General features: G+C 56.8%; 15 protein-coding genes and 1 pseudogene. 5 read left to right on the forward strand and 11 right to left on the reverse strand.

What is annotated here, in order from left to right:
- Nucleotides 1-897 (forward strand): ribokinase, encoded by an 897-nt coding sequence (locus QE432_RS02545; RefSeq protein ID WP_013762216.1) that lies wholly within the window; start codon nucleotides 1-3, stop codon nucleotides 895-897.
- A 31-nt stretch (nucleotides 898-928) separates the two neighbouring features.
- On the opposite strand, the gene QE432_RS02550 is transcribed toward QE432_RS02545, so the two are convergent.
- From QE432_RS02550 to QE432_RS02575, 6 genes are read right to left on the reverse strand one after another with little or no spacing between them, the layout of a single operon-like run.
- Entirely contained in the window at nucleotides 929-1,699 is a 771-nt protein-coding gene (locus QE432_RS02550) for a glutamine amidotransferase (RefSeq protein WP_174012274.1), read from the reverse strand.
- A 25-nt stretch (nucleotides 1,700-1,724) separates the two neighbouring features.
- Nucleotides 1,725-2,792 carry a phosphotriesterase family protein gene (locus QE432_RS02555; RefSeq protein WP_306623307.1) on the reverse strand — a complete coding sequence of 356 codons (1,068 nt, stop codon included), beginning with the start codon at nucleotides 2,790-2,792 and terminating at the stop codon, nucleotides 1,725-1,727.
- A gap of 4 nt (nucleotides 2,793-2,796) precedes the next feature.
- Nucleotides 2,797-3,801: an ABC transporter permease gene (locus QE432_RS02560; protein ID WP_003518264.1), complete on the reverse strand. Its 1,005-nt coding sequence runs from the start codon at nucleotides 3,799-3,801 to the stop codon at nucleotides 2,797-2,799.
- Nucleotides 3,798-4,607 carry an ATP-binding cassette domain-containing protein gene (locus QE432_RS02565; RefSeq protein WP_013762213.1) on the reverse strand — a complete coding sequence of 270 codons (810 nt, stop codon included), beginning with the start codon at nucleotides 4,605-4,607 and terminating at the stop codon, nucleotides 3,798-3,800. The genes QE432_RS02560 and QE432_RS02565 overlap by 4 nt, the downstream gene beginning before the upstream one ends.
- Nucleotides 4,604-5,557, reverse strand: coding sequence for an ABC transporter substrate-binding protein (locus QE432_RS02570; protein ID WP_174012270.1), 954 nt, complete (start codon nucleotides 5,555-5,557; stop codon nucleotides 4,604-4,606). Before QE432_RS02570 ends, QE432_RS02565 begins: the two co-directional genes overlap by 4 nt.
- A gap of 35 nt (nucleotides 5,558-5,592) precedes the next feature.
- Nucleotides 5,593-6,618, reverse strand: a complete 1,026-nt coding sequence (locus QE432_RS02575) for a LacI family DNA-binding transcriptional regulator (RefSeq protein WP_112391855.1) — start codon at nucleotides 6,616-6,618, stop codon at nucleotides 5,593-5,595.
- Between the two features lie 527 nt (nucleotides 6,619-7,145).
- Here QE432_RS02575 and QE432_RS02580 point away from each other — a divergent pair.
- A complete protein-coding gene (locus tag QE432_RS02580; protein WP_174012315.1) occupies nucleotides 7,146-7,433 on the forward strand; it encodes a hypothetical protein in 288 nt (95 codons plus the stop codon).
- A gap of 111 nt (nucleotides 7,434-7,544) precedes the next feature.
- On the opposite strand, the gene QE432_RS02585 is transcribed toward QE432_RS02580, so the two are convergent.
- The 5 genes and pseudogenes from QE432_RS02585 to QE432_RS02605 form a co-directional block, all read right to left on the reverse strand.
- Nucleotides 7,545-7,814, reverse strand: a complete 270-nt coding sequence (locus tag QE432_RS02585; RefSeq protein ID WP_003518274.1) for a DUF1488 domain-containing protein — start codon at nucleotides 7,812-7,814, stop codon at nucleotides 7,545-7,547.
- Entirely contained in the window at nucleotides 7,811-8,104 is a 294-nt protein-coding gene (locus QE432_RS02590) for a hypothetical protein (RefSeq protein ID WP_111800146.1), read from the reverse strand. The genes QE432_RS02585 and QE432_RS02590 overlap by 4 nt, the downstream gene beginning before the upstream one ends.
- A gap of 605 nt (nucleotides 8,105-8,709) precedes the next feature.
- Nucleotides 8,710-10,663 (reverse strand): annotated as a pseudogene (locus QE432_RS02595) (putative bifunctional diguanylate cyclase/phosphodiesterase).
- A 158-nt stretch (nucleotides 10,664-10,821) separates the two neighbouring features.
- Nucleotides 10,822-11,502, reverse strand: a complete 681-nt coding sequence (locus tag QE432_RS02600) for a DUF2161 domain-containing phosphodiesterase (RefSeq protein ID WP_065658436.1) — start codon at nucleotides 11,500-11,502, stop codon at nucleotides 10,822-10,824.
- Between the two features lie 308 nt (nucleotides 11,503-11,810).
- Entirely contained in the window at nucleotides 11,811-13,754 is a 1,944-nt protein-coding gene (locus QE432_RS02605; protein WP_112391853.1) for a methyl-accepting chemotaxis protein, read from the reverse strand.
- 516 nt (nucleotides 13,755-14,270) lie between these two features.
- On the opposite strand from QE432_RS02605, the gene QE432_RS02610 reads away from it, so the two are divergent.
- Genes QE432_RS02610 through QE432_RS02620 form a run of 3 tightly spaced genes read left to right on the forward strand, consistent with a single transcriptional unit; the run spans nucleotide 14,271 to nucleotide 17,966 of the window.
- Nucleotides 14,271-15,866: a peptide ABC transporter substrate-binding protein gene (locus tag QE432_RS02610; protein ID WP_306623311.1), complete on the forward strand. Its 1,596-nt coding sequence runs from the start codon at nucleotides 14,271-14,273 to the stop codon at nucleotides 15,864-15,866.
- 53 nt (nucleotides 15,867-15,919) lie between these two features.
- Nucleotides 15,920-16,843 (forward strand): oligopeptide ABC transporter permease OppB, encoded by a 924-nt coding sequence (oppB, locus tag QE432_RS02615; RefSeq protein ID WP_003518321.1) that lies wholly within the window; start codon nucleotides 15,920-15,922, stop codon nucleotides 16,841-16,843.
- Complete coding sequence (locus QE432_RS02620; RefSeq protein WP_003518322.1) at nucleotides 16,836-17,966, forward strand: ABC transporter permease; 1,131 nt, start codon at nucleotides 16,836-16,838, stop codon at nucleotides 17,964-17,966. The genes oppB and QE432_RS02620 overlap by 8 nt, the downstream gene beginning before the upstream one ends.
- Nucleotide 17,967: the final 1 nt, after the last annotated feature.

The following is a 17,967-nucleotide window of genomic DNA, read 5'->3' on the forward strand; positions in this document are numbered from 1 at the left end:
ATGCGTGCCTTCGTCATCGGCAATATCGCGCTCGACGAAACCTATTCCGTTTCCGCCCTGCCGGAAGCCGGGGCTTCGATTTTCGGCCGGCAGGCCTTCCGCGATCTTGGCGGAAAAGGCTGCAATCAAGCCATTGTCATGGCCCGATGCGGGCTCGATACCACATTGACTGCTGCTGTAGGTACAGATGACAGGTCTGCGACCATCCGCGCCCGCCTTGCAACCGAACCTCTGACCGCCGACCTCATTGGCATGGATGGGCAGACCAGCGATCTCTCCATCATCTTCAACACGCCCGATGGTGAAAACAGCATCGTCACGACCACTGCCTGCGCACAATCCCTGACCCCGGAAGACGTGGCCGGAACCCTTGGTACAGCCAGCCCCGGCGACCTTCTCGTCGTTCAAGGCAATCTGGGTGAAACAACCACCCGTCTCGCACTGTCGCAGGCAAAGGCAACGGGAATGATCACCGCATTCAATCCGTCACCTCTCCAACCCTGGTTTGAAAGTCTCTGGCCGCTCACGGACATCGCTTTCCTCAACCGCGGCGAAGCGGCCGCCCTGACCGGGGATACCGGATCGACAGCGATAAAATTGCTTATTTCAGCCGGTGTCCGCCAGGTCATCCTCACCCTTGGCGGCGAGGGTTCGATGCTGGGCACGACAAACCAATGCCTGACCGTGCCCGCCGAAAAAACTGGCGTTGTCGACACGACGGGTGCTGGCGATTGCTTCATGGCCGTCACGCTGGCCTCCGCCGCGTTGAGAAACGTCAGTGTGGATGAACGGGCGTTGAGGCATGGCGCAAAGGCATCTGCGCTGACCGTCAGTCGTCGGGGCACGCTTTCAGCCTTTCCCGATATCCTTGAGCTCGCGGATATTTTGTCCAACTGACGATCCTCTCCACCGATACCTGCCGCCGCGCTCAGCGAGCTTCTGTCAGCCAGCCCAGAATGTTTTTCCACAAACGGCCGTAGCCCTGCCATTCGCAGAAGGCGGGAGAGAGCCAGTGCGGACCAATGTCGGATGTCCACGCCGCTGTCCGACCCTGGCCAAAAACGCCGGTGACCAGAAGCGGATGACCGCCCTGCTCCGCAGGCAGGCGGGCGACCACGTCCACATCCGCGCGCTCGCGCACCTCTACCTCATTGACACCGAGGAGAAGCGGCCATTCGCCGGAAAGACCCGCAACGGTGGGATGATCCGGCATCAGAATGTCGGCCGTCGATCCTTCTGGAATTTCAACGCGGTCATCCCATGGCAGGCAGGTCACGGGAAGCGTATCTTCCACGGGGGTGCGACGCCACCGGGCCTTGCCATCGATACCCTGGAACGAGAAATATCCGCCAACCATCAGCAGGCCGCCACCCTTTTCGACCCATGCCTTGAGAAGCTTCAGACGGTTTGGAACGGTTTTCGAGTGCAGCCAAACCGCAGGCGGCAAAAGCAGCGAATTGGCACCGATGTCAGAGAGGATGATCGCGTCATACGCATCCAGCCCCGCCATATCGAAGGGAAGTTTCTCGACAGCATCATGCGCCGTCAGGTAGGTCAGCTCGTATTCACTACTTTCGAGCGCCTTTACCAGAGGTTCCGCGCCCAAGTGAAAGGTGACGCTGCCGAACTGGTCGAAGCCCTTGTAGTGAGTGGCGGAGCTGACCCAGCTTTCGCCCACGAGAAGTATTTTCTTTGTCATTTTTCGTTCCATTTCTATGGGTTCGTCACGTCTTCGCCTGGAAGACCGAGCGCGGGTTATCCCGCATGAGGATTTGCAAGGTGAGGTCATCCAGACTATGCCGCTTCAATCGCGGCAGGAAATGCTTGAGGATATAGGCGTAACCATTGCCGCCATACCGCGTCAGCATCATCTTCAGGAAAACATCGTGAGAAAGCAGGATGCGGTCCAGATATCCCCGCTCCACCAACTGGACGATGGCGTTGGCCGCTTCGTCGTCACTCGGGCATTGGACCTGCTGATCGGCATAGAAGAAATCCATTCCGATCATGTCGTATTCGATGAAGGCACCGCGGCCGGCAAGTTCTCCCTGATAGCCAAGGTCATCATGCGACGGGTTCATGTGACACAGAACGGTGTGACTGACATCCGCGCCTTCCTGCTCGACTACATCGAGAACCCTGTGACCCAGCCTTAACCAGCCCGGAAGATGCACCATGAGGGGCAAACCTGTACGGGCCTGCGCCCTCGCCGCACCCCGCAGCGATTTTTGCTCCTCGGGGGTGAAGTCCGAGGACACACCGATCTCTCCGATCAGACCGATTTTCACGCCGGTTCCGTCGACGCCCTGAAGCGCCTCGTGAACGATTTCATTGGCGATGTCGTCGATGCTGAGCGCTGCCACTTTCTCAGGATGGGAGGAGGCCAGATAATAACCCGCCCCCATCACGATGTTGAGCCCGGTCGCCTCGGATATCCGCCTGAGGGCAAGCGGATTTCTGCCGATACCCTGGCAGGTCGGCTCCACCACTGTATGGCCGCCCTGGGCGGCGAATTCATGCAGTTCTTTAATCGCAAGCGGCTCATCATCCAGCGTGATGTTGTGCTTGTTGACGAAGGGATCCTGGCGAAGTTCGCCGAGGATTTCCTGGCAGACCAAGCCCTCCGCCAGATATTGCCGCTCCGGCGTTTTCGGGGCGTGCCACCAGCAGCGGCAATCGTTGAGAATATGCTCGTGCATCAGCGTCACGCCGAGCTTTTCCACCGGGACGGGGCCGGCAACCGTCATGAAATTACCGGAGCGAATATGGCCTTTCGAGAGTTCATCCACCATGGCCTCAACCCTTTTTTCTGGAACCCAAGCGGAAGTTGGTGGTGAAGATGCGCGTGTTCAGCCAGATTGCGGCAAGAATGATCGCGCCCGTGACGATCTGTGTGAAAAAGGGCGAAATATGCATCAGGATCAGCCCGTTGCCGATCACGGCAATGGTCATGGTGCCAAGCACGGAGCCGAGAATGGTTCCGCGTCCGCCCATCAACGATGTACCGCCAAGCACAACCGCTGCCACGACCTGCAGCTCAAAGCCGACAGCAGCATTGGAGGAACCCGAGCCGAGGCGTGACGCGATCAGCAGCCCAGCGATTGCGGATGCCACGCCTGCCACCAGATAGACCGATGCAAGGATCCATTTTGCCGGCATACCCACACGACGGGCAGCCTCCAGATTGGAGCCTACCGCCACGACCCGGCGTCCGTAGCGGGTGGACGAAATGACCACATAGGCCACGACAGTGATGAGGATACCGATCAGCGCCGGCACCGGGAAACCGAACAGGTCTCCGCGACCGAGAAAAAAGAAGCCGGGCGCATCCGGAATAGGCACCGAATACCCTTGGGTGATATAGAGTGCGACCCCTCGAAGGATGGACAAGCCTGCGAGCGTAACGATGAAGGCCGGAATGCCCTGATAGGCAATGAACCAGCCCTGCAAGAGACCAAGCACGGCGCCGAGCATGAGCATGGCGACCAGCACCAGAGGCCAGGGATAGCCCGCCGCCATGAGGATGGCACCGACGGCGTTGATCAGCGCAACCATGGAGCCGACCGACAGGTCGATCCCGCCGGTGATGATGACAAGCGTCATGGCGACGGAAACGATGAGGATGGGAGCGGCCTGACGCACGACGTTCAGCAGGTTGCCTGCCGTCAGGAACGTATCAGTGCTTACGGCAAAGAACAGCATGCAGGCGATGAAAAAGGCCGTTATGGACAAGACCTGCGCGTTTTCGGCGATGAAATCGGCGACGGGTGAGCCCTTGGCGCGTTCAGTGTAGACGGTCAATGGCGACCTCCCACGATCAGTTTGACGAGGTCTTCGAGGCTGGTTTCGTTGATCTGCCGTTCGGCGACCTTCGTTCCCTCGTACATGACGGCGATGCGATCACACACGCGGAACAGATCCTGAAGACGATGAGTGATGAGGATGACGGACACGCCCTTGGCCTTGACCCGGTTGATCAGCGCCAGAACGGCCTCCACCTCTGCCACGGCAAGCGCCGAAGTGGGTTCGTCCATGATCAGGACCTTGGGATTGAAGGACGCCGCACGGGCAATTGCGATTGCCTGCCGCTGTCCGCCGGAGAGTTTTTCCACCTTGGCCGTCAACCTTGGAATACGGATTTCCAGCGCATCCAGCATCTTGCGGGCCTCGGCCAACATCGTCTGCCGGTCGAGGAACGGACCCTTGGTGATCTCGCGCCCAAGAAACAGGTTGCCGATCACGTCTATATGGTCACAGAGGCTCAAATCCTGAAAGACCATCTCGATATTGCGATTGCGCGCATCGGCGGGACCGGAGAAACGGACCTCTTCCCCTTCGAGCGTAATGGATCCTTCATCAGGAATGTAGGTTCCGGAAATAACCTTCGTCAGCGTCGATTTTCCAGCCGCGTTGTCACCGACAAGGCCCAGGCATTCACCGGGATAGATGTCGAGATCGACGCCGCGCAGCGCCTGATGTGAACCGAAAGTCTTTACGATACCGCGAAGCGAGACGCGCGGTTCTTGCGCCGCACCGGAGAGATGCTGGGGGAGAATATCTCCCCCAGCGCCGGTGACAGCGGTTGGGTGCTGTCCGCCGGCGATCATTTGAAGACCGCCCGGTAGGGCTCGACATTGGCCTTGGTGACGATGGTCACGGGCACGGCAATCGTCTTTTCGACACTGCCGCCATCAGAAACAGTCTTCAGCGCCTTGACGGCCGCAGCACCCATGGCCGCCGGGTCCTGCTGGATGACACCCGCGACATAACCGGCGTCGATGCCAGCGATCGCCTGCTTGGTCAGATCCCAGCCGAAGACCTTGATGTCCTTCTGCTTGCTCTGGCTTTCGACGGCAGCGACGGCGCCGAGAAGGGCCGGTTCACCCGTTGCGTAGATTGCGGTCATATCCGGATTGCCGGTTATGAGGTTTTCCGCTGCGGAAAGAGCCGTATCCTGCACGTTCTGTCCGTCAACGACGCCAGCCGCCGTGATGCCGGACTGATCCTTGAGCGTGTCCTCAAAGCCCTTCTGGCGGATATTCTGGATGAAAGAGTTTAGGGCCCCGACGACGCCGATCTTGGCCTTGCCGCCCATGTCTGACTTCACATAGTCGACGAAGAACTTGCCCATGTCGGCACCAGCATTGGCATTGTCGACGCCAATCTGTGCCTTCTGAGGCCCTTCGGGCAATATTGCGTCGATAGCGACCACTGGGATGTTCGCTTCGGCGGCCTGCTTTACCGCAGGCATGATGCCGTTGACATCAATGGCGACGACCGCGATCCCATCGACCTTCTGCTGGATATAGGTCTCGATGGCGCTGTTTTGCGCTGCAGGATCGTTGTTGGCATTGAAGATGACGAGCTTGACGCCCGCTTCCTTCGCCGCCTTTTCCGCACCCTTGTTCATGTCGTTGAAAAAGATGGCCTGCTGGTTGATCTGCACGAGGGCTATCGTCTTTTCCGCGGCACCGGCAATGCCGGCGGAAAGCGTCGCCCCGGCCAGAACGGTGGCGGCAAGGGCTGCGGAGAAATATCTGCGTTTGATTATTGTCATTTGCGTTCTTCCTCTGTTGGTTTTGTCCGTCGCAATTATTGTTTCGACGGCGGCGCAACGGAGCTCCGCACGACGATTTCTACGGGAAGCAGCTCTTCCGGATGGGCCGGAGTTTCCTGTTCCCAATTGGTTTCGGCGAGCAACGACAGGGCGCGCTGGCCAATGGCCCTGACCGGCTGGCGAATGGCGGTAAGCGGCGGATCGAACAGATGCAGCGGGCCGACATCGTCGAAGCCGATCATCGATACGTCCTGCGGAATGCGCACACCCTGCGCCCGCAAGACTTCAATCATCCCGATGGCGATTTCGTCGGAGCTCGCGAAAATTGCCGTGGCGGGACGGCCTTCGGAAAGAAAACGCAAGGCCGCCTCGCGACCGAACTCCGCGGTATAGTCGCCGCAATAACGCATGATCGACGGCTCGGAGCCGCAATGTGTCCGCAACGCTGTCTCCAACCCAAGGAAACGCCGCTGCGTGCTGAGCATCTCTGCCGGGCCGCCGACATAAAGCACGCGTTCGTGGCCATATCCGGCAAGGTGTTCGCCAGCCAGGCGGCCGCCCTGTTCATTGTCACAGAACAGCTTCGGCACGGATGCCCCACTGACGTCTTCATCGACCACAACGACTTTGCCGGTGGCGCTGATAAGCTCGGCAAGCTCGTCCGTATCGGGGTGGTTGGTAACGAAGACCAGCCCGTCGACATGGTTGCGGGCAAGAAGCCGCAGATAGGACAGTTCGCGTCCCGGCCGGTTCAACGTTGCGAAAAGTGATACAGCAAGACCGCGCCTGTCTGCCTCCTCTTCCACTGCTGCAACCAGCATGCCGAAGAACGGGTTGCCGATATCGGGAACGACGAGACCGATCGTATCGGAGCGCCCACGGCTCAGACGCCGGGCATGCGGGTTAGGAACATAGTTGAGCTGGCGAATGGCGTCTTCGATGCGGGCCTTCGTGTCCGCAGGCAATTCCAGCGAGCCGTTGAGCAGCCGCGACACCGTGGCGACGGAAACACCCGCGGTGCGGGCAACATCCTTCAGACTGGTCGCACGATTTGGCGCCATCATTCTTCCCGTTCCTGTTCCCGTGGGCCTTTGGCCTCTTGATAGGCTTGTAAAGCGATTTACTAAACCGGTTTACAAGGAAATCCAAAACTTGCCCCCTGTCAAGATCATTTGGTGAGGCATTCGAATTTTGGCATATCCGAGACTTTTGCGGCCTTCCGACGGACAAAGGCCATCGGGGGACGAGTGACGGCGCTCCTCGCCTTCACATAGAGGTGTCTTCGATCAGCACCTCTGATTATCAGGATTGTTTCATTGCTAAATGAGTGAAACGGGTCCACTGTGTTTGTTCCAGCAGCTATAGTACGGGCGCTGCTGTTTAAGGGTTGAATACCCTGGCCCCGACAAAGGAGGACGCCATGTCTTCCATATTTCACCAACCGACAAAACAGAATCTCGCAACGCTGGCTGGCTACGTCTTGTCTGCGGCAAGTGTGGCGCTGATCGTTTACATCCTGATCGGCGCGTAGTTGCGATAACCGGCTGTAACTGTGCAGGTTTTAACGCAACGGAAAGCGGTGTTGGACATGATCGAAAGAACCACAGAGACCGAAATCACATTCACGCATCCGTTCCGTCTGGAGGCCCTTTCGGAACCCTTGGGAGCGGGCACTTATCGCCTGGTCATAGACGAGGAATTGATAGAGGGCCTCAGCTTCACGGCGTATCGCCGCGTGGGAACCCATCTAGAGATTCCCGCGATCGCTGTCGCCATGAACCGCCGCCAGTTCCTTCAGGTGTCCCCATCTGAAATCGATGATGCATTGGCTCGCGACGTCGCAACCGTAGACGCCGGCCCGCGCGCCATTCCATGATCCCGCAATGGTCGCGCATTTCCTAAAGTGCGTAGCAGTTTTACGCCCGGAAAATGCGTAAAAACAAATAGCTAGAGCACGTCAGACAATTTTGTCTAAACAGGATGTGCTCTAGCCGAAGTCGGAAGGCGTCAGGACGTTCAAATTGCGCCGGTACTTGGCATACACCTTCTTGGCAGCCTCGTAGATCGGCGTGCGCATTGCGTCAAAAGACGAAAGGCATTGGGCTTCCGACATGCCTGTTGCATGCACGCCGCCCTTGGCGAGTGCAGCGGCTTCGACAAAAAACCGGATTTCGAACATGCCGTCATGGCCGAAAAACCGCACAGCTTTACGCACATCGTCAAAACTGCGGGCCGAGTTGGGGAAAGCCAGTGTCATGCTTCACACCTGCTGCGTTCTTCCCTTCGCAAAACGTTGCGACGATTGAGTGAAAGCATGCCATCGGTTGCTTCCGATATGCTGAGTTCAGTCAGCCTGCGGCCACCCACCCGTACCGGCACACCGGTGAATACATGATATATGGTCCAGGTTTGGTCCCTCTCGATCCTTCTTCCATATTGGGAGTCAAGCGTATCGGCGACGGAAGTCCCGCCTTCGTTCTCCCAAACTTCGATCCTGAGCGCCTGGCGTCTTTGGTCGTTGTAACTATTCATGGTCTTGCCTTTCATCCGAGGCTTCAGCGCGGCTTTGATCCGCGTGGAGCTTGTTTTATTCTACATTGCAACTGCTGCGTTCCTGTCTCTCGGTCGAAAGCCCCTATCGATCGGAGTGGTGCTTGAGCCAGACATCCCTAAGGACTAGATGCGGTGTCGTGTCCGGGCGGTACCAAGAAAATCCAGGAGCGAAACGACCAGATGCCATGAAATGGCACTGGAGAAATGCAGATGGTCTGCGTTGTGACTGGTGGCAGCGTAATCGCCCGTCAACCTGCATGCTCGTGACGCGACAGGTGACATCTCGGTGATTACCGCAAAGAAATACGGCACCGTCAGCGCAAACATTCACTAAATGACAACGAAGAAGAGGCGGTGCCTCTCTGACACCGGGGAGCCGTGCTGCCAGCACAACGAAGCTTATACTGCGCCTGGATTGCGCGGAAAACAAGGCGGACGCTAAAACCTGCCGGGCACACAAAGCAAACACGTCTATTCAAAGCACGCATTTCTACGCCACGATAGAAGTAGCCGAGCCCTGTTTTCCTGTCCTTCCCCGGATCAACATCAGCAGGCAGGCATCGCAGCCGGAAAATCGGGCCCGAAAAACCCAGGCCACTTTAGGCTGATAGGATCATGCGCTTTTTTTCCTGTCTGGAAAGAAACTCACGGACATCCTGTTCTCGTAGTGGCGCCGCATAGATATAACCCTGCACCAGCGTAGCACCGAGACCTTCAAGGGCCGCGAGTTCCTCCCGTGTTTCGACCCCTTCCACCACGCATTCCAGCCCCATGTCGCGGCTGAGCGTGAGCAGCGATTTCACGATTTTGTAGCTGGCTGGCTTTTCGTGCAGATCCGTGACGAAGCTGCGGTCAATCTTGATCTTGGTGAGGGGCAGAGCGTGCAGCCGTGTCAGGCTGGAATAACCGGTGCCGAAATCATCAAGCGAAATGCCGCAACCGAGCCGCCGCAGCATTTCGACCGACTGCCTGACCTGTTCGAAATCATGCGCAAAGGCCGTTTCGGTAATTTCAAGGTCAATACGTGTTGCGTCGAAGCCGCTGTTTTCGATGATGCCGATCAATGACAGCACGCCTTCGCAGGAATTGAGGTCATGGGCCGAGAGGTTGAAGGATAGTCTAAGGGATGGCTCCCATGCCGATGCGGAAACGAGAGCGGCTCGAAGAAGAGGCCGTGTCAGCGAGCTGACGATACCGGCCCGCTCGGCAATGGCGAAGAACTGGGCAGGCGGGACATGCCCAAGGACCGGGCTGTGCCAGCGCGCCAGTGCTTCAAAGCCCGCAGCTCTTCCATCGCGTATGTCGACGATCGGTTGGAACACGACTGAAAGCTCGTTTTCTATCTCTTTCTGCTTGAGCAGATGTTCGATACGGGCTTCGATATTGATCTGCTTTTCGTGCTCCGCATCGAATAGGACGGCATCGCCGCGCCGGGTTTTCTTGGCGTGATACAACGCATAGTCCGCGCGGTCGAAAAGTTGCTCAAGCGTCAAAGCGAGGCACGGAAATACGGCTATCCCCATGGAAGCAGCGACATGCACCGTTCCCTCGGGCAGATGATAGGGCGCCCTCAACCGTTCCGAGATCACGTTCGCATTTACGACGAGTTGCGCATCATCGGGTATGATCGGGGCAACGATCGCAAACTCATCTCCCCCAAGGCGGAATGCCTTGCTGGTCGTCAGAGTTTCGGTGAGACGTTTGCTGACGTTGACGAGCAGCCTGTCGCCCACGGAATGGCCGTAAAGGTCGTTGACGGGCTTGAACCCATCAAGATCGATAACGCCAAGCGCCAGTCGCGTTCCCGCCACCCTTGCTTTTTCGATTTCGGCTTCCAGATGGGCGAAAAAGGCGCGGCGGTTGGGCAGTTCCGTCAGACTGTCGATATTGGCAAGCAGCAGGTTCTCATGTGTTCAGCGCTTCCGTACGCTGCTGCGAAACAATCATGCGCTCGAAATTGCGGTAGTTGGTCAACAGGATGGACATCATGCCAGCGCAGACCAGAAGGACATTGATGGCAATGGCGATGAATGTCGGTTGCCTTGAGGCCAAAAAGAAGATGATGAAGGCGCCGTTGACGATGGCCGTGACCATGAAGGCGGCCGAACGCACATACATCAGACAGAAGATGCAGGAGATAACGGTAATCGCCATGTAGAAGGCGACATGGGACTGCGTATAGGCGTCCCCATAAGGCACCAGCAAAAAAGACCAGAGCGTGAATATAATGGCGATACCGGCTGCCAGGCGATTTGTGCGCTGAAGCGCTGCATGGGCCACCTTCGGCGGGGGATCGATACCGCGGGTTCTCCACCAGAATGCAACCCTGACGGTGCAGCCGAGTGTGAAAAAAGCGGGAATTCCAATGGTGAGCCAAAACGGCGCCAGTTGCAGATGTGTAGTAGCCAGCGCCCATGTACTTGAAATCAGTATCAAATACATCATCGGCATCTGCCGGGTGAAAGCGCGATATTGTGCTTTCAGCAGGTCCGGATTGTCGGACCGGACAGACATAAAATACAGCAATTTCTGTTTGGCGCTAAGTATGTTCATTTGCACGACTCATCGAGTACAGAGTCGGTTATTTATCAAGTCCGTATTACATCATTGGAAATACACAAGGTAAATCAAGAGGAAATGAAATCAACTCCAAGGTGTGCAGTCATGTTTTTACATAATCTGCGCAAATAAGCTCTATTGCTGAATAGAAATTAGCTGGGTACGACGATCGTTGCCGGCGTTTCTTGTTGCGGCCATCGCTGTAGCGCCTCCTGTCCGGCAGGGGTCAAGCCATAGACGCCTCTATCCAGACGTTCAAACCAGCCATAGACGTTTGCAAGCAAGATCTTTCCGGCATCTGGTATGCCGGATCTGACCTGACGCACGCGCAGCGGCCCTGATGCCAACGCCAAAGCGCAGCCGAGTGCCTGTTGGCGATACGCGGTCATGATTGGTGCGCGAGTGCTTCCACCCACCGCCGGATCTCCGCGTCGCCTCTTGTGTTCACGTATCAATCGCGAACGCCGTTTTGGGTTGGTTCGCGGCATCGGTGATATGGAACTGACGATGACGCTGACGTCGCCAACATCGGAAATGCCGAGCATGCCGATCCCGAGCCTGCGGCAAAGGTCGCGGTAACGTTTGTCAGCCTCGCGGCCCTTGCCCTTGGCTGAGACCCGTGCCGCAATCCAGACCTCGTCTGCCATAGCCGCGCGATCAACCGCCTGCAAAATAAGCTCCAGATTGAAGCTCAGTTTCAGCTCGCAGATGACGACAACAGGCGGATCGTTATCGCTCAAGCCCACGAGGTCGCAACTGCCAACCTCGCCTTTGACAGTGTAGCCCGCTTCCTCGAGGAAACTTTTGACGGGCAGATAAAGCGAAGTTTCCATGTACCCGCGGATTAAAGTGACGAACCAGGCCCTAGATATATCGATCCGCCTGCGCAGAACAACCGCTATAACCACCAATACGGTTGCAAGGTGTCGGTGATGCGGGCAATCGCCAATAGTACTGGAATGATCAACTGGCACTTCTCCCAAGAGCGGACGCTTTTTGGGGGAGATACGATCAAAAATCGTCACGGATTCGATGTGCGATCGGCAAGACACCGGCGATCAGAGTCCAATCGCCGGTGCAAGTGTTTAAAACAATGCTTTCAGTCTCTCATCAGACGTCAGGCGTGAAAGACGCGCATTTATCAAAACTCTTCCCAGTTGTCCGGCGATGTGCTCAGGGCAGCATTGCCGGAGAACGCAGCTTTAATCTTTCCGCCGAGTGCACGCGCAGGAGAAACTGCAGGCCTGTCGGCGGACGAGGCTGCGCGAACCGGTGCGGAGATTTCGCTGTAACCACCTTCTGACAACTTGAACCGAGCGAGCAGTTGGTTGAGCGACGAAGCCTCGCGTGCAAGCCCGTGGCTTGCCGCCGTGCTTTCTTCCACCATGGCAGCGTTCTTCTGGGTGTCCTGGTCCATCTGGTTCACAGCCGTATTGATCTGCTGGAGACCAGAGGATTGCTCCTGTGCCGATTCCGCGATCGCCATCACGTGACGGTTGATTTCCTGTACTTCCGTGACGATGAGTTCGAGTGCCTTGCCCGTTTCGCCAACCAGTTGCACACCCTGCTGAACCTGACTGTTCGATGTCGTAATGAGATTCTTGATCTCCTTGGCGGCACCGGCGGAACGCTGGGCCAGTTCGCGAACCTCTTGGGCAACAACCGCAAATCCCTTGCCCGCCTCACCGGCACGGGCAGCTTCCACGCCTGCATTCAGCGCCAGAAGGTTGGTCTGGAAAGCAATCTCGTCGATCACGCCGATAATGTTGGAAATCTCATCAGCGGATGCAGCAATTTGCTCCATTGCCGTGACAGCTTTCTGCACCACTTCTCCCGACTGTTCCGCACCGACTTTTGCGCGACTGACAAAATGGCCCGCTTCTTGCGCCCGTTTGGTCGAGTCTTTCACCGTCGTGGTGATCTCTTCCAGTGCAGCAGCTGTCTCCTCGACGGCCGCTGCCTGCTGTTCCGTACGCTTGGCCAGATCGTCGGCTGCGGCCCTGATCTCGTTCGCGCCGGAGTCGATGCCGCGCGCGTTCTGCGCCACCTGGTTCAGAGTCGATTGCAGCTGTTCCGCTGCCCTGTTGAAGTCGCCGCGAATACCGTCAAGGCTGGACACGAACGGCTGAGCGATCCGGTAAGTAACGTCGCCCTGAGCGATCTTCGAAAGGGCAGCAGCAAGGTTGTCGACGGCGAATTGCACGTCGGCAGCTTCTTTCGCCTTCTGTTTCTCGCGCTCTATCCGGTCCTGCTCTGAAGATGACCGATGGTTTTCCGTTTCATTCTCAAGCCGGAGGCGCTCGATGGCGTTCTCGCGAAATGCCTGAACAGCAGCGGCCATCTGGCCGACTTCATCCTTGCGGTCCATACCTTCGATTTCGCTGGCTGTATCGCCTGCCGCCAACGACCCCATCCGCTCGCGAAGCCGCGCAATCGGAGTGGTAATGCCACGCGAAGAAATAAGCAGGCCGAGCGCGATCAATGCCAGGGAAACAATTGCTATGCTGACCAGAGCTGTCCAGATTGTCGTGTTGGTGCTGGCCGTGAGGCGCTCTCTTCCATCGTTCATCACCTGGATCAGTTGCTCGTTGCCCGCACTGATTTTCGGTGAGACTTCAGTTATTTTTCGAAGGACGTTAAGCGCCATCTGCTGAGCTTCAGCATTTTTTCCCGCCTGCATGAGAGCGATGACCTGATTGCCGATTTCCTCAACCTCGGCAACGCCCTTGAGGATATCACGAGCGGCATCCGTCCGGGCCGGCACCAGCTGCATGATTTTATTCTGCCGTTCTTCCAGTTGCTTCCGGTCGGCCTTGAATGTTTTGACAGCGGCCTCGAAATCACTGCTGGTCGAGTCATTGAGGCTGGCGCGAAGCATCTGCATGCCGAGTGCATTGAGATTGCCGCTCGTTCGGGCGTTCAGCACCGCAGCAAGCGCCTCATTGGCGATGAAATCGCTGTAAACATTGTCGGTATTTTTATACTGCAAGCTGACGTAGCTGATTCCGGAAAGCGACATCAAACTCATCACTGATATGACGAATAAGACCTTTGTTTTTATTTTGGTATTCTTCAGGAAAGACATGAATAGCCTCAGGGCAAGCGCTCCTCCAGCTGTCCGCGCAGGAAGCCAGGGAAACAAACAATGGAACATCGCGGGTAGCTGTGCCCCTCCTCATAGGGCGACAAGCGGATATCCGCTCCGGGCCGCCAAAGGCTGGGCGCGTTGGATCCACTCGTTCTACCAGCCCCGCCGATGAAACTTTGGAACCTGCGTATTTTAGATTTCACAAAATTACTAAATGAAGTGTTACCCGGCATATGCAAACGATGACATGTATGATGCCGTAAACTTACTCGGGCTTTTGGCGGCATCGGTATTTTCACGAGGATATCGATGGGGCCGACGGCTTCCCGCATCGATTTAACCGTCCGGAGGTCGCGTCACGCGAGGCAATGTCCAGCGTGCGGGCCATGGCTTTGCCCTTATTCTGTTCGATCAGCAGTCACGGTGTATGCATAAACTCACAATTTATTGTGGTTGCCCTTCGGAGCAATTTGGCCTTGTTTGTAGACTCACACTCTTCACGGGAGGGAAATTATGTCGATAAAAACAACAACTCGCGCCACGCTGCTGGTAGGATCGCTTCTGATTGGCGCAAGTTCCGCACTTGCAGAAACAGTTCTTCACCGCGGCAATTCCGGGGAGCCTCAGACGCTCGATCAGGCACAGACCTCGATCAATATCGAAGCCTTTATCCTCAAAGACCTTTATGAAGGTCTCACCATTTACGATGCTGCCGGCAAGATCGTTCCCGGTGCGGCGGAAAGCTGGACGCTGTCTGAGGATGGTACCGTCTACACGTTCAAACTGCGTGCAGATGCGAAGTGGTCGGATGGCACTCCGGTAACGGCTGGAGATTTTGTTTTCTCCTATCAGCGCGTCGAAGACCCGAAGACCGCAGCAAAATATGCGAATATTCTTTATCCGATCAAGAACGCCGAGAAAATAAACAAGGGTGAAACTTCGGTTGACCAGCTTGGCGTCAAGGCCGTGGATGACAAGACCCTTGAGATCACACTCGAGCGCTCAACACCGTTCTTCCTTGAACTCCTTGCCCACCAGACAGCTCTGCCGATCTCGAAGGCAAGCTTTGACAAGAACGGAACCAACTTCGTAAAGCCGGGCGTCATGGTGTCGAACGGTGCTTACAAGCTTGAAGCGCATGTTCCCAATGACAGCTTGACGGTGGTCAAGAACACCAACTTCTGGGACGCATCGAACACCAAGATCGACAAGGTCATCTTCTACCCGATCGACGACCAGGCCGCATCCGTTCGTCGTTTCGAAGCCAAGGAAATGGACCTCGCCTACAACTTTTCCGCGGACCAGATCGACCGCCTGCGCAAGGCCTATGGCGAACAGGTTCACGTTTCGCCGACGCTTGCGACATACTACTATACCTTCGACACGCGTGAAGCGCCGTATAACGATGTCCGCGTCCGTCAAGCCCTGTCCATGGCAGTCGACCGCGATTTCCTCGCCAAGGAAATCTACAGCGGTTCGCAGGTTCCCGCCTACTCCATGGTTCCTCCGGGCATGGACTCCTACGGTGAGCCTGCGAAAGCAGAGTTTGCGACGCTGTCGCAACTCGATCGTGAAGACGAAGCCGTCAAACTCATGAAGGAAGCCGGTTACGGCGAGGGTGGCAAGCCGCTTTCCGTTGAAATTCGCTACAACACAAACCCGAACCATGAGCGCGTTGCCACCGCTATTGCGGATATGTGGAAAAACACCTTTGGCGCCAAAGTGTCACTGGTGAACCTCGACGTCGCCTCGCATTACGGCTACCTGCAGGAAGGCGGCAAGTACAACGTTGCGCGTGCAGGCTGGGTTGCCGACTATGCGGATGCGGAAAACTTCCTCGCCCTTTCGGTATCCTCCAACAAGACCTTCAACTACTCGAAGTTCAATAATGCCGAATATGATGCGCTGATGCAGAAGTCCTATGACGAAAAGGATCCTGCTGCTCGCTCCAAACTGTTGCACGAGGCAGAAACCATCCTCATGAAGGAACAGCCGGTTGCTCCGCTTCTCACACAGGCGGACCTGTGGCTGGTTTCCAACCGCGTGAAGGGTTGGGAAGACAATGCTGCTAACGAACACCTCAGCCGCTTCCTGAGCGTTTCCGAATAAGCAGTGCTGGCACGGTGGCCGAAACCACCGTGCCATGTCGGAGCCTGAAAATCATGATTTCATTTATCCTGCGCCGTTTGGCGAGCGCCGTGCCGACATTGTTCATCGTCGTCACGATTTCGTTTTTCCTGATGCGTTTCGCACCGGGCGGTCCGTTCAACCTCGAGCGGCCCCTGCCCCCGCAAACCATGGAAAACCTGATGAGAACCTATCATCTGGATGAGCCATTGTGGCGCCAGTATCTCATCTATCTCGGCAACGCCGCCACCGGCGATTTCGGTCCGAGCTACATCTACAAGGACAACACCGTCGCCCAGTTGATCGGCAAAGGCCTGCCCTATTCGCTGGAGCTCGGTTGCTATGCTCTTTTGCTGGCGTTGGTCGGCGGTATTCTTGCCGGCACCTTTGCCGCACTCAGGCAGAATAGCACCTTCGATTTCTCCATCATGTCCATTTCGACCATCGGTATCACCGTGCCGAACTTCGTCGTCGCACCTGTCCTCACGCTTATCTTCGCCGTGTTGCTGGGGCTTCTGCCCGCAGGTAGCTGGGGTGATGGGTCGCTACGCTATCTCATTCTTCCGATGATCGCGCTCGCCTTGCCGCAGCTTGCGGTCATCGCGCGTCTGACGCGCGGTGCAATGATCGAGGCTCTGCGCATGGACCATATCCGCACCGCCAGGGCCTATGGCCTCCCGGCTCGCAGCGTCGTGGTGATTCACGCCATGCGCGCGGCGATGCTGCCGGTCGTTTCATATCTTGCGCCTTGCGCCGCAGCGCTGCTGACGGGCTCGGCGGTCATCGAGACGATCTTCACCATTCCCGGTGTCGGCCGCTACTTCGTTCTTGGCGCCATCAATCGCGACTACACGCTGGTCATGGGAACGGTGGTTCTCATCGCCATTTTCGTCATCCTGTTCAATCTCGTGGTCGATATTCTCTACGGCCTGCTCGATCCGAGGGTCAGACATGACTGATATCTCCGGCAATATAGCCCCTCAGCCATCGGTGAAAAGCCGAAGCTTGTTCCAGCTTGCAGCCCTGCGTTTCAGACGAAACAAGGCCGCCATGGCTGGTTCCATCATGCTTGTGCTGATCACACTTTTCTCGTTTATCGGCCCGCATTTCCTTTCACACACCTATGATCAGGTGTTTTCGTCCTACGTCTCCGTCGCGCCAAGCCTCGAGCCGCGCCCGGACGTGAACAACCTCCAGAGCGTCATGGAAGGTGTGGCAGGCCGTGCGCGCGTCGAACTGAAGGAGTTTGCCGTCGAAGGGCAGACCTTCACGGCAACGGTTACCTCCAGCAGCCCGATTGACCCGCGCACGACACGTTATTTCGACCGCGCCAACGAATTCGAAAACACGAAAGTCGTTGCTACGGAAGATGATGGTCGAACGCTTAAGTTGGAAGGCGATGTCAATCGCGAATACTTCTTCTTCGGCACAGATTCAAACGGTCGCGACATGCTGGCTCGCGTAATGCTGGGCGGCCAGATCTCCATTGCCGTCGGCGTTCTCGCCAGCCTCGTTTCGCTCGGCATCGGCGTGCTTTACGGCGCTACGGCGGGTTACATCGGCGGGCGCGTCGACAATGTAATGATGCGTTTCGTCGAGATCCTCTATTCGCTGCCCTTCGTCTTCCTGGTCGTGGTTCTCGTGGTTTTCTTCGGGCGTAGCTTCATCCTGATCTTCCTTGTCATTGGCGCAGTGGAGTGGCTGGATATGGCGCGTATCGTGCGTGGCCAGACGCTTGCCTTGAAACGGCGGGAATTTGTGGCGGCAGCTCAGGCCTTGGGTTTGAGTGACTGGCAGATCATCCGCCGTCACATCATCCCCAACACCATCGGTCCCGTGGTCGTGTTCGTGACGGTCGTTGTCCCGAAAGTCATTCTTCTTGAAAGCTTTCTCTCCTTCCTGGGGCTTGGCGTTCAGGCGCCACTCACGAGCTGGGGTGCGCTCATTTCCGAAGGCGCCAACAATATTCAGTCGGCCCCGTGGTTACTGATATTCCCGGCAATCTTCTTCGTGCTGACGCTTTTTTCGCTGAACTTCGTAGGCGACGGATTGCGTGATGCACTCGATCCCAAGGATCGTTGAC

Origin of the sequence: Agrobacterium sp. SORGH_AS_0745 (assembly GCF_030818995.1) — a bacterium.
Lineage (GTDB): Bacteria > Pseudomonadota > Alphaproteobacteria > Rhizobiales > Rhizobiaceae > Agrobacterium > Agrobacterium tumefaciens.